The sequence below is a fragment of the Pasteurella skyensis genome (assembly GCF_013377295.1).
Classification (GTDB): Bacteria; Pseudomonadota; Gammaproteobacteria; order Enterobacterales; family Pasteurellaceae; genus Phocoenobacter; species Phocoenobacter skyensis.
In genome coordinates this window covers 1,974,139-1,988,038 of the sequence record NZ_CP016180.1, presented here as the reverse complement: position 1 = coordinate 1,988,038, position 13,900 = coordinate 1,974,139, and the positions used below count along the sequence as shown (strand labels likewise).

18 protein-coding genes are annotated in these 13,900 nt (G+C 34.6%); 9 read left to right on the top strand and 9 right to left on the bottom strand.

The window, feature by feature from the left end; all coding sequences use genetic code 11:
* Positions 1-87: 87 nt before the first annotated feature.
* The 6 genes from corA to fkpA form a co-directional block, all read right to left on the bottom strand.
* Entirely contained in the window at positions 88-1,044 is a 957-nt protein-coding gene (corA, locus tag A6B44_RS09605) for a magnesium/cobalt transporter CorA (RefSeq protein ID WP_090920778.1), read from the bottom strand.
* A 236-nt stretch (positions 1,045-1,280) separates the two neighbouring features.
* Positions 1,281-1,553 (bottom strand): sulfurtransferase complex subunit TusB, encoded by a 273-nt coding sequence (gene tusB / locus A6B44_RS09600; RefSeq protein ID WP_090920777.1) that lies wholly within the window; start codon positions 1,551-1,553, stop codon positions 1,281-1,283.
* An 8-nt stretch (positions 1,554-1,561) separates the two neighbouring features.
* Positions 1,562-1,933, bottom strand: coding sequence for a sulfurtransferase complex subunit TusC (tusC, locus tag A6B44_RS09595; protein ID WP_090920776.1), 372 nt, complete (start codon positions 1,931-1,933; stop codon positions 1,562-1,564).
* Between the two features lies 1 nt (position 1,934).
* Positions 1,935-2,315 (bottom strand): sulfurtransferase complex subunit TusD, encoded by a 381-nt coding sequence (tusD, locus tag A6B44_RS09590; RefSeq protein WP_090920806.1) that lies wholly within the window; start codon positions 2,313-2,315, stop codon positions 1,935-1,937.
* Between the two features lie 2 nt (positions 2,316-2,317).
* Positions 2,318-2,977, bottom strand: a complete 660-nt coding sequence (locus A6B44_RS09585) for a helix-turn-helix transcriptional regulator (RefSeq protein ID WP_090920775.1) — start codon at positions 2,975-2,977, stop codon at positions 2,318-2,320.
* Between the two features lie 48 nt (positions 2,978-3,025).
* Positions 3,026-3,745, bottom strand: a complete 720-nt coding sequence (gene fkpA, locus A6B44_RS09580; RefSeq protein WP_090920774.1) for an FKBP-type peptidyl-prolyl cis-trans isomerase — start codon at positions 3,743-3,745, stop codon at positions 3,026-3,028.
* Between the two features lie 113 nt (positions 3,746-3,858).
* Here fkpA and A6B44_RS09575 point away from each other — a divergent pair, with 113 nt between their 5' ends.
* Entirely contained in the window at positions 3,859-4,083 is a 225-nt protein-coding gene (locus A6B44_RS09575) for a SlyX family protein (RefSeq protein ID WP_090920773.1), read from the top strand.
* Positions 4,084-4,170: 87 nt separating this feature from the next.
* Here A6B44_RS09575 and A6B44_RS09570 read toward each other — a convergent pair whose 3' ends face one another.
* Both A6B44_RS09570 and dapD read right to left on the bottom strand, forming a co-directional pair.
* Positions 4,171-5,583 carry a PTS transporter subunit EIIC gene (locus A6B44_RS09570; RefSeq protein WP_090920772.1) on the bottom strand — a complete coding sequence of 471 codons (1,413 nt, stop codon included), beginning with the start codon at positions 5,581-5,583 and terminating at the stop codon, positions 4,171-4,173.
* Positions 5,584-5,756: 173 nt separating this feature from the next.
* Positions 5,757-6,578, bottom strand: a complete 822-nt coding sequence (gene dapD / locus A6B44_RS09565; RefSeq protein WP_090920771.1) for a 2,3,4,5-tetrahydropyridine-2,6-dicarboxylate N-succinyltransferase — start codon at positions 6,576-6,578, stop codon at positions 5,757-5,759.
* A gap of 199 nt (positions 6,579-6,777) precedes the next feature.
* Here dapD and A6B44_RS09560 point away from each other — a divergent pair, with 199 nt between their 5' ends.
* The 4 genes from A6B44_RS09560 (at position 6,778) to A6B44_RS09545 (ending at position 9,528) form a co-directional block, all read left to right on the top strand.
* Complete coding sequence (locus A6B44_RS09560; RefSeq protein ID WP_090920804.1) at positions 6,778-7,089, top strand: HI1450 family dsDNA-mimic protein; 312 nt, start codon at positions 6,778-6,780, stop codon at positions 7,087-7,089.
* 16 nt (positions 7,090-7,105) lie between these two features.
* Positions 7,106-7,588 carry a flavin reductase gene (locus tag A6B44_RS09555; RefSeq protein ID WP_090920770.1) on the top strand — a complete coding sequence of 161 codons (483 nt, stop codon included), beginning with the start codon at positions 7,106-7,108 and terminating at the stop codon, positions 7,586-7,588.
* Positions 7,589-7,710: 122 nt separating this feature from the next.
* The gene (gene tehB / locus A6B44_RS09550; RefSeq protein WP_090920769.1) at positions 7,711-8,574 is read left to right on the top strand and encodes an SAM-dependent methyltransferase TehB; all 864 of its coding nucleotides are present in this window, start codon (positions 7,711-7,713) and stop codon (positions 8,572-8,574) included.
* Positions 8,575-8,928: 354 nt separating this feature from the next.
* On the top strand, positions 8,929-9,528 hold the full coding sequence (locus A6B44_RS09545) for a nicotinamide mononucleotide transporter (RefSeq protein WP_090920768.1): 600 nt from the start codon (positions 8,929-8,931) through the stop codon (positions 9,526-9,528).
* A 53-nt stretch (positions 9,529-9,581) separates the two neighbouring features.
* On the opposite strand, the gene A6B44_RS09540 is transcribed toward A6B44_RS09545, so the two are convergent.
* Positions 9,582-9,974: a YchJ family protein gene (locus A6B44_RS09540; protein WP_090920767.1), complete on the bottom strand. Its 393-nt coding sequence runs from the start codon at positions 9,972-9,974 to the stop codon at positions 9,582-9,584.
* 304 nt (positions 9,975-10,278) lie between these two features.
* Between A6B44_RS09540 and prfA the strand changes: the two genes are divergently transcribed.
* The 4 genes from prfA to mutY all read left to right on the top strand — a co-directional run bounded on the left by prfA (position 10,279) and on the right by mutY (position 13,900).
* Complete coding sequence (prfA, locus tag A6B44_RS09535) at positions 10,279-11,355, top strand: peptide chain release factor 1 (RefSeq protein ID WP_420801013.1); 1,077 nt, start codon at positions 10,279-10,281, stop codon at positions 11,353-11,355.
* Positions 11,356-11,362: 7 nt separating this feature from the next.
* Complete coding sequence (locus A6B44_RS09530) at positions 11,363-11,869, top strand: DUF2569 domain-containing protein (RefSeq protein ID WP_090920764.1); 507 nt, start codon at positions 11,363-11,365, stop codon at positions 11,867-11,869.
* A gap of 96 nt (positions 11,870-11,965) precedes the next feature.
* Positions 11,966-12,595, top strand: coding sequence for a BamJ family beta-barrel-assembly machinery protein (gene bamJ / locus A6B44_RS09525; RefSeq protein ID WP_090920762.1), 630 nt, complete (start codon positions 11,966-11,968; stop codon positions 12,593-12,595).
* Positions 12,596-12,814: 219 nt separating this feature from the next.
* The gene (gene mutY, locus A6B44_RS09520; RefSeq protein ID WP_090920759.1) at positions 12,815-13,900 is read left to right on the top strand and encodes an A/G-specific adenine glycosylase; all 1,086 of its coding nucleotides are present in this window, start codon (positions 12,815-12,817) and stop codon (positions 13,898-13,900) included.

Genomic DNA, 13,900 nt, shown 5'->3' with positions numbered 1-13,900 from the left:
ATTAGAGATAAATACTAGGGCTTTTAAAAAAAGAGTAAATATTATTAAATTAATTACTCGATCGAGATCGCAAAATGAAGATAAAAACTACAGCCAACCTTTATATTTAAAATAACAATAAGGCGCAACAGCGGCAAGTATCATTAATCCGATGGCAAGAGGGTAACCATAAGCAAAGCTGAGTTCAGGCATATTGGCAAAGTTCATACCATAGTTAGATGCAACCAGTGTTGGCGGTAGGAACATTACTGACACAACAGAGAATAATTTAATAATACGGTTCTGCTCAATATTGATAAAACCCATTGCTGCTTGCATTAAAAAGTTTACTTTTTGGAATAATGCTTCATTGTGTGGTTGCAATGATTCAATATCTCGTAAAATTTCACGTGCTTGTTCTAATTGGTTAGTTGGTAATCGAGTTTTACGCACTAAGAAACTTAATGCACGTTGCGTATCCATTAAACATAAACGTACTTTAGAACTTGCATCTTCAAATTCAGTTAGAGAAGAAAGCGCTTCATCAAAAGCTTCTCCTTGTTTACCATCAAGTACGACACGACTTAATTTTTCTAAGTCTGCATAAATATCTTCAATAACATCGGCTAATTGCTCGATTTTTGTTTCAAACAGATCAAGTAACAGCTCATACGCATTACCATCGGTTAATTTGGCGGTACGAGTTCGCATTCTGTATAAACGAAATGCAGGTAGCTCTCGCTCACGTAACGTAAAGAGACGGCCATCACGAATAGTAAATGCAACAGTTGCCATATCCGCATAATCTTCTTCATCTAAACAATAGAAAAATGAGTGTAAATGTAATCCATCTTCGTCTTCAAAAAAACGTGCTGAAGCCTCTAAATCTTCTAGCTCTCGCTCTTCAGCAAGGGTTTGAGAGAACCCTTTTTCTAAAACACAGCGTTCCTCTTCACTAGGATCAACTAAATCTACCCAGATACTATTATTTAATGTGTTTGGGTTATCTTCATTTACTCTTATTAAACGTGTATTATTTTCTTCTAATGCAAACGCTTTAATCATTTCATACTCCTTGTAGGGAAATGAACATAGAATGGAACAGACTTACCCGACACTCGTCGGTAAGCCTTGAGGCAGTTGGACGAAATGTGCTTAGTTTAGGTAAGTGATGTGATATTGACTAGAAGAGTCCCTATGACTGTCCAAAATGTGTTTCCTCAAATAAAAAATCGCATAAATGGTAACGATTAAGGGAGAGTTAGTCAAGATAAACAAGTATATAATTATATTTGGAATAATTATAATGCAATTTGTGGATAAAATTTCTCAGTAATAGCGATTAACTCTGGGAGGCTTACTCTTTTTAATTCTGATGATAAGGTTAATCCTCTGGCAGTCACGTCTGAATCTAAAATAAAGATATTTTTAATATTTGCAAAAAGTTGCGAGGATCGTACCGCTAGCAACATCCCATCTTGCCATAAGATGACGGCATCTTGTTCTGTGATATGAGAAAGAATGCTTTCAAGATCATCGATGTTATAGTGTGATTTAGAAAGAGTATAGAGCATAAATAATCCTAAAAAGTGAGTGTTTTTTCTGCTTGTTGAAGCATTTTAAAGAGCGTGCATTGTGGTACTTTTGTGATGTCTGAAAGAACCAAATCATTATGTTGTAGATGACGTTCCTCAAGTGACTTTTCACATACTACACATTCAGACAGTTCATAGAGCTCGATCAGTTTAAAAGTAGCAATATGATCTTTTTGCAAAATCGCCAGTGGTTTTTGATGGGTAACTAAGTTGAACACGCCATCATTTATAAAACAGATTAGAATTTCATTTTCTTCACAAAAAGCACTTGCTGCCAATAAGACATCTAAGCCTTCTCGACTTGTCGCCGTTCCAAAAGGAGGGTGAGTAAAAATAATAGCAAGTTTATATTTTTTCATTTTAAAAAGTTACCAAACGATCTGCTTTTAGTATGGCTTGTGTAAATTCACCTAAGCCAGCTAAAATAAAGGCTTCAGCAATACTTGATTGCTCTTTGATTGGAGTCGTTTGATTATCTACTACTCCTCTTCGTTGTGCGGCAGCAATGCATAAATGTAGTGATAAATGGTGTGATTGTGCTAAACACTGCCATTTTTCTACAAGGTTAATTTCATCACTAGCAGGGTTGACGAACTTGTTTGCATTAGAGACTCCATCTTGAAAAAAGAAAATTTGATCCACACAATGTCCTTGTTCTATTAGCGCAGTGACAAATTGAAAAGCTAAAGCACTGCCTTGTGATCCATAAACAGGGGATTTCACCGCAATGACATAATGCAGCATTATTCTTGTTCCTGTTTAACTTGGCGGATATATAAATACACAGTATGACGCGAGATATCTAAACGTTCAGCCACTTGGTTGATTGCATCTTTAATATCAAAAATACCTTTTTCAAACAGAGAAATGACAATTTGACGGTTTTTATTGTTATTGGCAACCGAGCTATCAATAGTAATTTCATCCACTGTTTTTTCAATAGTTTGGGCAACTAAATCTTCGACAGAGCGAGCAAACGTTTCCTCAATATATGTTCCTTCATTTGGCATAATAAAGCTATTAAAGAACTGTGAGAGAGGTACATCTAAGTTTAGATTGATGCACAGTAGCCCAATAATACGCTGTTTACTATTACGAATTGGAATAGTGTTTGATTTCATCAACACGTTTCCTTTCGCCTTAGTAAAATAAGGTTTAGAATCCTCTTGGTTATTCATTTGATGGAGAGACTGTAGCGCTCTATGTGTAATGGGTGAACCAATTTTACGATCGGTATTGTGTCCATTTGCAATATAAATAGCCGAATGTTCAAGGGCTTCAAGTGAGTGTAGTACGATTTCGCAATATTCACCAAGTAGAGACGCTAATCCGTCAACCACTGGAATGTATGATTCTATAATTGCATAATCTTCAAGGGTAAAAGGTTGTGAACTTATTGTCATAATATACATACGTGGCTAGATGTACTAACCACGTTTACTCTCGAGTTTCTATTTGGTTTTTGCTTCAGTTGATTTAAAATCGAGTAATTCAATTTTAAACATTAAGGTTGAATTTGCAGGAATACTGCCCGCTTGATGATCTCCATAGCCTAATTCAGGTGGAACAACAAGCTCCATTTTTCCGCCTTTTTTAAGCATAGGGATAGCTTCTTTCCATGCTGGAATTAATTCGCTTAACTGAAATTCAATAGGTTCACCACGTTGATATGAACTATCGAAAACAGTACCATCAGTCAGAGTACCTTCATAATGTACTTTTACCGTATCTGCTAATTTTGGTGAATTACCTTTACCAAGTTGTTCAATCTTGTAAAGTAATCCTGATTTAGTTTGTTTCACACCTGCTTTTTTCGCATAACTATCACGGAATTCTTTACCCGCTTTTAGTGTCATTGCTTCTTCTTTTTCTGCAAGGTATTGCCCCAAATCTTCTAATTGCATTTTGAGCTCTTCTTCGTTTAGCTTACTCTTATTTTTTAGCGTATCTTCAAATCCTGCTAAAATTTTCTCTTGATTATAAGTAAGTAATTTTTTTTGAGAAGCTAACATTTGCTCCACATTTTTACCCATAAATACACCAAGAGCATAAGAAGAGTCATCAACAAATTTAGTATCAGCTTTTTGTTCAGCCATAGCAGATGTAGTAACAAGTGCCGTTGCCATTACTGCTACTGAAAATGCAACAGTTGATAGTTTAGTTTTTAACATTATATATTCCTTTAATTTTGGTCTATTTATATGATATAAATAGTCCCAAAGGGTTTAAACAATAGTACAGATGAGGTAGTATATTCCTTTCGTAAACAATAGTCATCATTAAAATGAACACAGATACTCATCAATTATTCGCTTATATTGCAGAGCTTGAAACAAAAATAGCCTTTCAAGAGAATGCAATGGAAGACTTAAATCAAGCGCTTATTCAACAACAATTTATATTAGATAAATTGCAAATGCAAGTTCGTCATATTGCAGAAAAATTAGCGAATGCTTCGTCTAGCAATATTGCTTCATTGGCAGAAGAAACACCACCTCCGCACTATTAAAAGACAAAGTTGCAAGCGGTTAGTTCCTTATATAAATTGGGAGTAAGATGATTTTTTAAGGGGCTAATATAGATTAGCCCCTATCTTCTAAATACTATTTACATCATCATCGTTAATAAATAGTGTTGTGATTATAAATCCACCGATATATGAAATGAGTAATCCCATTATGTATGGTAAGATTTTTCCTGAAACCATCAATGGTGTCGCAACAATTCCTGAAGGTCCCCAAGCTGTTGCCATTACGTGATTTAGCATAATAAATGCGCCACCAAACCCAGCTCCTAAGCCTGCGGTAATAAATGGTTTAAACATAGGGAGCGTTACACCATAAATAAGTGGTTCCCCTACGCCTAATACTCCAGCTGGAAGCGCCCCCGCTATTATCTTTTTAAGCTTATTATTACCAAGTTTACGAGCTTTCATATAAATTGCGATAGCCGCACCTACTTGCCCTGCTCCTGCCATAGCGAGTACAGGGAATAACGAAACCCCTCCCATAGACTCCAATTGAATTGCGTAAATAGGAATAAGTCCGTGATGTAGCCCTAATAGAACCATAGGTAAGAATAAAGCAGAAAGCACATATCCACTTATGACACTAACTACTGGGTTAGATGAATTGATTATGACAGAAAGTCCTGCGACAAGTATATCTGAAGCAAAGCCTGCAAAAGGCATTATTACAAACACGAATATTAGACCAGTAATAAGTAGTGATAAAAATGGAGTAACGATTAGATCGAGTACATCTGGAATTCTTTTTCTTAGTGCTTTTTCTACTCTAGAAAGGATATAAACACCGATAATTACCCCAATAATTCCACCCTTACCAGTCGTAAGGATTGATTCTAAAGGTATTGTTTCATTGAAAAGCCCCATCATTTTAGATAGAGAGACTATTTGAGGGCCGATAGATATAGCACCAATTATTCCACCTAGAGCTTCAGTTGCACCGAATTGTTTTGCTGCATTAATCCCTGTAAAAATGACAAAGTAGCCTAGAAATGCTCGACCAATTAAAGTGAAAAATGTTGTAATACCTGTAACAAATTCATTTCCACCCGTATTTAAACTGGAAATTAAGCTTGCAAAACCTGAGAATAATCCTGCTGCAATAATTGCAGGAATAAGAGGGATAAAAATATTTGCAATTACTCTCACGCCTTTTTTAAGCGAACTGGATTTTTGCATACTTTTTATATTTTCTTTGTTTTCCTCCCAGTTACCTATTATTTGCTCATCTCGTGTTAAACCAAAATGTTCCACTGCCGCATCAGTCACTTTCGCTGCTTTACCTGGACCGAGTATTACTTGAAAATAATCATCGTCTGCAACTAAGCCGAGAACACCTTCAAAATTTTTGATTTTTTCATTATCTACAAGGGTTCGCTCTTTTACAGTGACTCTCATTCTAGTCATACAATTAGTAATTATTTTTACATTAGATTTTCCACCTAATGCTTCAATAATGTTTTCAGCTAATTTTAAATTGTCCATAAAAACTCCTTTCTGTATCAAGTTTGGATTATTTTTCATTTTAAAATCATACATCTCAAATATTTACACCTGTAAACATTTTTACCATTATGAACTACTAATCTTTAATTAAAAACTTCACCCCCTGTATATTCTAAAAAAATAGCCACTAAATATAGTGGCTATATGAACTATTATTCAATTGTACGCAATAACTCGTTAATACCTACTTTACCTAATGTTTTGGCATCAACTTTTTTCACAATCACAGCGCAGTAAAGGCTATATTTACCATCTTTTGATGGTAAGCTACCAGAAACCACCACAGAACCTGCTGGCACGCGTCCATAATGAATTTCACCTGTTTCACGATCATAAATACGAGTAGATTGTCCGATAAATACACCCATAGAAATCACAGATCCTTCTTCAACAATCACACCCTCTACCACTTCTGATCTTGCACCAATAAAGCAGTTATCTTCAATAATGGTTGGATTAGCTTGTAATGGTTCTAATACACCACCAATACCTACGCCACCAGATAAATGTACGTTTTTACCAATTTGAGCGCAAGAACCGACTGTAGCCCAAGTATCAACCATTGTACCTTCATCAACGTAAGCTCCGATATTGACATAAGATGGCATTAATACTGTATTTTTAGCAATGTAAGCACCTTGACGAACGGTTGCTGATGGAACGACTCTAAACCCTTCTTTATCAAAACGCTCTTGCGTGTATTCTGCAAATTTTAATGGGACTTTATCGTAGTAATTTGTTTCACCGCCATCAACAATGATATTGTCACGAATGCGGAAAGAGAGTAGTACGGCTTTTTTCAGCCACTGATGAACAATCCATTCACCATCAATTTTTTCTGCAACACGTAATTCACCAGAATCTAGTTTTAATACAGCTTCTTCAATGGCAGCTTTAGTTTGAGCATCCACATTTGCTGGCGTAATTTCTGCACGACGTTCAAAGGCTTCTTCAATAATAGTTTGTAAAGACATTTCAATTTTCCTTAAGTGATTAAAATAAAGTAATTCAATTTTTCTACATAACTTTTTAACATAGATACACTATTTTTTCCAATAATTTACGTATTTTTAATTTTAAGCGGTAAGATTTATACAACTTTTTGCAATTTTTTTTGTTAAACTAGCTATATATTTATTTTTTATTATTTAAAAAGGCGATAAATTGAACAATATAACAAAATTAACCCCTGATGAAGCCATTGATATTGCTTATGATATTTTTTTAGAAATGGCAGGGGAACATTTAGATCCTGCGGACGTTTTACTGTTTAATCTTCAATTTGAAGAACGTGGTGCAGTGGAAATGGTTGATACGAGTGATCATTGGGAAGAAGAAATTGGAGTCTTAATTGATCCAGATGCGTTTGCTGAAATATGGATTGGTTTGCTCAATGAAAATGATGAAATGAATGATGTGTTTGCACGTTTCTTAATCTCACATCAAGAAGAAAATCGTGAATACCATATCATTTGGAAAGAATAAGAGGAAAATAAAAAAGATGAGTGATTTTTCATTAGCGTTTCGTAATGCAATGGCAAACCTACCTTCTCCCGTTAGTATTGTAACGACAGAGGGTAAAGCAGGTAAAGTTGGTCTAACGGTATCAGCGGTTTGTTCCGTCAGTGATAATCCTGCAACATTGTTGTTTTGTATTAATCAAAGTAGTGGTACTCATACTGTTTTTAAGCAAAATGGCACTGCTTGTGTGAATGTGTTAAGTGCTTCACAACAAGAGTTAGCGGAACATTTTGCTAATATGTTAGATTCAACAATGGAACAGCGTTTTGAATGGGATATTTGGAAAGCAACAGAACAACCAGCACTGAAAGAGGCTGTTTCTACTTTACAGGGTAAAATTATTAACACCTATGAAGTAGGCACTCATACTGTTTTTATTTTACAGTTAACTGATATTGATACTCAAGAAGACGATGTATTAACCTATTTTAATCGAGGCTTTCAAGTCGCTAAATTTATTTAAAATAAGCGGTAACATCTGCTTCACTTTTTGCAAAAATAATCAGATGTTATAGGTTACTTTCAATGATATACCTGACTAAAATAGTCAATTTTATCCATAGCTTAACTGTAAAAGGAAATGATATGAAAGATTTAATTTGTTATAAAACGATGCCAGTTTGGAATAAAAAATCACTACCTAAAATGTTTCAAGAGAAACACAATACGAAAGCAGGCACTTGGGGAAAACTCACGGTATTAAAAGGATTATTAAAATTTTATGAGTTAACAGAAGACGGCGAAGAAGTAAGTTCTGTGATTTTATCACCTGATAATCAAGCTGATTTTGTGACACCACAACTTTGGCATAAGGTAGAAGCGGCTTCTGATGATTTAGAGTGTCAATTACAATTTTATTGTAAGCCAGAAGATTTTTATGCTAAAAAATATAATTTAACAGCGACACATTCAGAAGTGTTAAATGCTGCAAATTATGTACCAAAAGGTAAAGCATTAGATTTAGGCTGTGGACGAGGTCGTAATTCCCTTTATTTGAATTTATTAGGCTTTGATGTAACAGCAGTTGATCACAATGAAGAAAGTATCAGTTTTTTAAATCGTATTATTACACAGGAAAATTTATCTCACTTGCAAACAGATATTTATGATATTAATCAAGCGGCTATCACACAAAAATACGATTTTATTTTTTCCACTGTCGTTTTTATGTTCCTACAAGCAGATCGTATTCCTGCAATTATTTCCAATATGCAAGCACAAACAGAAATTGGTGGTTATAACCTCATTGTGTGTGCGATGAATACTGAAGCATACCCTTGTACACAACCTTTTTCTTTTACCTTTAAAGAGGGAGAATTAAAAGCATATTATCAAGATTGGGAATTAATTAAATACAACGAGGACTTAGGTAAGTTACATCGAGTTGATGAGCAAGGAAACCGTATTCAATTACAGTTTGCAACAATGTTGGCTAAAAAAGTTAGGTAATTAATACTATTATAGAAAATGGTAGAATGATTATATTAAGTCATATTCTACCGTTTATTTGTTTTTTAGAAAAATTTACAATTTCCTACAATATAAATTATACATTTGGATCAACGAAATACCATTTCTTCTCTTTATAAATAAACAATGATCATTCGTGATGTTCTGCTATTCCTTGCTTGATTTCAAGATAAGTTTTAAATTCCATCATTGCTTTGTTTTTAGCAGATTTAGAGTTACGAGTCATAATATTTTATAAACTGATAAGTATGCAGTATCCATTATTCTTATTTTTCTATATTATGATTATACAAACACAATGAAATCAGCAAAATTTATCAGGAATATAACCAAATGGGATTAGTCTTACAAATATGGGCAGCAGGATTTTATTTATTAAATAAATTTTTATTCGCAGTTGCTGAGAAAAAACAGGGTGAGAGCCGTAAAAAACTGAAAATGGGGGCTTGGATCTCGTATCTAATTGGTGTTTGTGCTTGGATAGTCATTTTAGCTGGCGAAAATAATTGGATTGCAACGGCAGTAGAAGCAGGCGGTATTCCTGCTATGTTACTGGGTTTATACAATACTTATCATAATAATAAAAAGCATAACAAATATTTTAATCGTTTCGTTTTATTATTTACTTATTTATCATTAGCTCTTGGCTTTGGCTACAGTATTATTATCCATAATGGTGTGACAAGGGTATCACAAGTCTTAGAAATGGGTATGGTATTCGGATTTTTATTAGGCAGTTATTTTATGGCAAAAAATAATCCAAAAGGTTGGTTGTTTTTTATGTTGATGAATGTAAGTGCTGGAACACTGATGCTTTTACAAGATAAACTTATTTTGGTGGTACAACAGTTGCTGTCATTATCTTTAGTAATCTATGGATACTATAGCTCTCAGAAGAAAGGTCGTTACAACAAAAAGCTAAAAAGCATTTAGTAAAACTTTGCTCCTTAACATTTCAAAATTAAGGAGTTTCTTTTATCTATGTCCTATACATTTGGATCAACAAAATACCATTTCTTATCTTTAAAAACAAACAACGATAATTCGTGGTGCTCCGCCATTCCTTGCTTTGTCTCAAAATAGGCTTTAAATTCCACTGTTGCTCTATTTTTAGCAAATTTCGGATTATGGGCAATAACGTATAAACCACACCATTTGGTTGTTTTTGCCCATTGCTTCATTACGGATTTGTCTAAATGTTTTTGCTGACTTGGTAAGGTGGTTTCTACAATATAATCAATATTAACCAACACATAAGCACTGTAACGTGATCGCATTAGTTGTTCAGCAGTGAGTGGTGTGGCGGAATGTTGATGAAAAGAGTGGCAACATTCGGCGTAATTTTTATTGGATTGACAAGGGCAAGGTTTATGATTCATTTTCGATTTTATCTTAAGTAAGTATTATACTTTGCATATGATATAAATAATTAATGGTAACAACAATTGTTTTCCACTTTTTAAGAATATTTTAATTTTCTTTTCGATAGGCTCAGGGAACTCTAAGATAAAGTGGTTAAGTATAATTAAAGGATTATTACTAAACTTGTTAAAGCACGGTTGCTGAGCCTGTCGAAGCATTAGTGCTTTTTTCCAATATTATACAAGCAATTTAGATTATTTTCCGTTACAATAAGCGGTCGTTTTTATATTAAATTTTACAAAAAATAACTTAAATAAAATTATGAAACAATCCATTATTACAAAATTAGAAACTTTAACTGAACGTTATGAAGAATTGCAAGCGTTGTTAGGCGATGCTGATATTATCAGTGATCAAGAGAAATTTCGAGCGTACTCAAAAGAATATGCACAATTGGAAGATGTAGTTAAAACATTTAGTCAGTGGCAACAACTGCAAGAGAATATTGAAGAAGCCAAAATGTTGTTGGATGATCCAACAATGAAGGAAATGGCAGAAGAAGAAATTGCAGAAAGTGAAGCCCAAATTCCTGAGATTGAACAACAACTGCAAATTTTATTATTACCACAAGATCCAAATGATGAATATAACTGTTTCTTAGAGATTCGTGCAGGAACAGGTGGTGATGAAGCGGGGATTTTCGCAGGGGATTTATACCGTATGTATTCTCGTTATGCAGAAAGTCAACGCTGGCGTGTGGAAGAGATGTCAGCCAATGAAAGTGAACAGGGCGGTTATAAAGAAGTCATTGTGAAAATCAGTGGTGAGAGCGTGTATGGTAAGCTGAAATTTGAATCTGGCGGTCATCGTGTGCAACGTGTACCAAAAACCGAATCGCAAGGACGAATTCATACTTCGGCTTGTACAGTTGCGGTTATGCCTGAGTTACCAGAATCAGAATTGCCAGAAATCAATCCATCTGATTTGAAAATTGATACTTTCCGTGCGTCGGGGGCAGGTGGTCAGCACGTTAATACGACGGATTCTGCGGTGCGTATTACGCATTTACCAACAGGTATTGTGGTGGAATGTCAGGATGAGCGTTCACAGCATAAAAATAAAGCCAAAGCGATGTCAGTACTGGCTTCTCGTATTGTGCAAGCAGAGCAAGAGCGCCGAGCAGCACAACAAGCAGATACACGTCGTAACTTATTAGGTTCAGGAGATCGTAGTGATAAAATTCGTACTTATAACTATCCACAAGGGCGAGTAACGGATCATCGAATCAACCTAACTTTATACCGTTTAGATGAAGTAATGAATGGTAAAATGGAAGAGTTAATTCAACCGATTATTACTGAACATCAAGCGGATCAGTTGGCGGCGTTGTCGGAGTAGAAGTAAAATGCTAGTAGATATTCCAGAAAAAGAGCATAAAGGTTGGTTTATCTTATTAGGTACTAGTATTTTATTTGCACCTTTTCAAATATTGGCAGAGCTTTTTCCAATTTATGAGCTGATATTTGAAAATGAATTTTGGGAGGAGCTGATTACGGTTAATTCACCGTATTATGTTCCTCATTTAAAATATTTTGTAATATGTGAATTAGTTTGTAATATTTTAATATTACTGGCTTGGATTTATCTCGCTTATTTATTTTTTACTAAACATTATAAATTTCCAAAATTATTTGTGATCATCTCATTAGCAAGTTTACTCTTTATTATAGTTGATACTTCCGTAGAGTATTTAGTTTTTAAAGATGTATTAATTTCTGTTGTACGAGGTGATATAGCAATAAGAATTATGACAATTTATTGCTTAATTTGGATAACTTATGTAAGAAAATCGGTCAGAGTAAAAAATACGTTTGTAAAGAAAAAAGGATCAACAAAAAAAGAATGTGGTTAAAATTTGCAAATTTTTGATAAAATCTTACCGCTTATTCTTGTTTTTTTAAAAAAACTCCCCATCTATAAAACTCGTTTAAACAAAAAGGAAATTATTATGGCGTTAAATTTTGACTCTGTGAAATTAGAAACTACTGAAGAAAAAGGTGGTTATGGTATTGGTTTACAAATCGGACAGCAACTTTTAGGCAGCGGTTTAGAGGTTGAGCCTGAGACAGTTATGAAAGGCATTTTTGATGTGTTACATCAAAATCCTCCTGCAGTAGATGTGAATGAAATCACTGTTGCATTACAGGAATTACAACAACGTGCAGAAAAAGCACAACAAGCAATGTTTGCTCAAATTGAACAAGATGGAAAAGCATTTTTAGAAGAAAATAAAAAAGCAAAAGGCGTTCAAGTTACTGAAAGTGGTTTACAGTATGAAGTATTAGTTGAAGGTAACGGTAAAGTGCCATCAGCAGAAGATAAAGTACGTGTTCACTATGCAGGTTCTTTAATCACTGGGCAAGAGTTTGATAGTTCAATTAAACGTGGTGAGCCAGCAGAATTTCCTGTAAATGGTGTAATCAAAGGTTGGGTTGAAGCATTAACAATGATGCCAGCAGGTTCTAAATGGCGTTTAGTCGTGCCACACGAGTTAGCTTATGGTGAGCGTGGTGCTGGTCAATTAATTCCACCATTTAGTACGTTAGTATTTGAAGTCGAATTATTAGAAGTTTTATAATTTTGACGGATATAGCGGTAACATTGTGTAAGAAATTTACACATTATTAGCGTTACCCTATATTAGAAATCGAAAGAAAGAGAGGACATTATGGTACTTTTTATAAGTATTGTGGTGTTCTTTTTTCTTTTGTAGATAGAGAAAACTTTAAAGTATTATACAGATTTTACGATTTGCGATACCATATCGTTTTAAATGTAAATATAGCTTTAACTAAAAATGAACTCAGATTTCTGCTTTGCGGAACCCGTATTACAATGGTATCAACAATATGGTCGCAAAAACTTACCTTGGCAGCAAAATAAAACTCTTTATACCGTGTGGCTCTCAGAAGTAATGTTGCAGCAGACACAAGTGGTGACCGTTATTCCCTATTTTGAACGTTTTGTGGCACGTTTCCCTACTGTCATTGATTTAGCGAATGCCGATATTGATGAGGTGTTACATTTATGGACTGGGTTAGGTTATTATGCCCGCGCGAGAAATTTGCATAAAGCAGCGATTCAAATTCGAGATAAGTTTGAAGGTGAATTTCCAACTCATTTTGATGATGTGCTTGCTTTGTCTGGGGTGGGAAGAAGTACTGCTGGTGCCGTATTATCCTCCGTTTTAGGACAGCCTCACCCTATCTTAGATGGTAATGTCAAACGAGTGTTAGCCCGTTTTTTTATGGTTGAGGGACATAGCAGTAAAAAAGCGGTGGAAAATAAATTATGGGAACTTTCTGCACAAATTACACCTAACAAAGGAGTAACTGATTTTAATCAGGCAATGATGGATTTAGGTGCAATGATATGCACTCGAACGAAACCTAAATGCACACTTTGTCCTGTTGAAGAGAATTGTAAAACCAATCAAGAGCAAGCTTGGGAGAGGTTTCCGACGAAAAAACCTAAAAAAGTGTTACCCCAAAAGCAGTGTTATTTTTTGATTTTAAAATGTGGCTCAAAAGTGTTTTTAGAAAAGCGAGAAGCCAAAGGGCTTTGGGGTGGTCTGTTTGTATTTCCCCAGTTTGATACTTTGGAGGATTTGAAGCGGTCACTTGTGAATAAAAATTTACAAAAAATGCAACAATTGGTTGCTTTTCGCCATACATTTAGTCATTTCCATTTGGATATTATTCCTATTTTAGTGGAGTTAAATGAGCAACCAGTAGAAAAGGATGTTTTGAAAGTTGCAGAGGAATCAGAAATTTATACAACCAATATATCTTTGAATCAAGATTATTGGTATGATTTACAACAACCAAATAAAGTGGGATTGGCAGCTCCCATCAAACGAATTTTAAATGAATTAAGGGTATAA

Excerpts from the sequence above, each read along its gene's own strand:
- corA (WP_090920778.1), bottom strand. The coding sequence starts at position 1,044 with ATGATTAAAGCGTTTGCATTAGAAGAAAATAATACACGTTTAATAAGA.
- tusB (WP_090920777.1), bottom strand. The coding sequence starts at position 1,553 with ATGCTCTATACTCTTTCTAAATCACACTATAACATCGATGATCTTGAA.
- tusC (WP_090920776.1), bottom strand. The coding sequence starts at position 1,933 with ATGAAAAAATATAAACTTGCTATTATTTTTACTCACCCTCCTTTTGGA.
- A6B44_RS09585 (WP_090920775.1), bottom strand. The coding sequence starts at position 2,977 with ATGACAATAAGTTCACAACCTTTTACCCTTGAAGATTATGCAATTATA.
- fkpA (WP_090920774.1), bottom strand. The coding sequence starts at position 3,745 with ATGTTAAAAACTAAACTATCAACTGTTGCATTTTCAGTAGCAGTAATG.
- A6B44_RS09575 (WP_090920773.1), top strand. The coding sequence starts at position 3,859 with ATGAACACAGATACTCATCAATTATTCGCTTATATTGCAGAGCTTGAA.
- A6B44_RS09570 (WP_090920772.1), bottom strand. The coding sequence starts at position 5,583 with ATGGACAATTTAAAATTAGCTGAAAACATTATTGAAGCATTAGGTGGA.
- dapD (WP_090920771.1), bottom strand. The coding sequence starts at position 6,578 with ATGTCTTTACAAACTATTATTGAAGAAGCCTTTGAACGTCGTGCAGAA.
- A6B44_RS09555 (WP_090920770.1), top strand. The coding sequence starts at position 7,106 with ATGAGTGATTTTTCATTAGCGTTTCGTAATGCAATGGCAAACCTACCT.
- tehB (WP_090920769.1), top strand. The coding sequence starts at position 7,711 with ATGAAAGATTTAATTTGTTATAAAACGATGCCAGTTTGGAATAAAAAA.
- A6B44_RS09545 (WP_090920768.1), top strand. The coding sequence starts at position 8,929 with ATGGGATTAGTCTTACAAATATGGGCAGCAGGATTTTATTTATTAAAT.
- A6B44_RS09540 (WP_090920767.1), bottom strand. The coding sequence starts at position 9,974 with ATGAATCATAAACCTTGCCCTTGTCAATCCAATAAAAATTACGCCGAA.
- prfA (WP_420801013.1), top strand. The coding sequence starts at position 10,279 with ATGAAACAATCCATTATTACAAAATTAGAAACTTTAACTGAACGTTAT.
- A6B44_RS09530 (WP_090920764.1), top strand. The coding sequence starts at position 11,363 with ATGCTAGTAGATATTCCAGAAAAAGAGCATAAAGGTTGGTTTATCTTA.
- bamJ (WP_090920762.1), top strand. The coding sequence starts at position 11,966 with ATGGCGTTAAATTTTGACTCTGTGAAATTAGAAACTACTGAAGAAAAA.
- mutY (WP_090920759.1), top strand. The coding sequence starts at position 12,815 with ATGAACTCAGATTTCTGCTTTGCGGAACCCGTATTACAATGGTATCAA.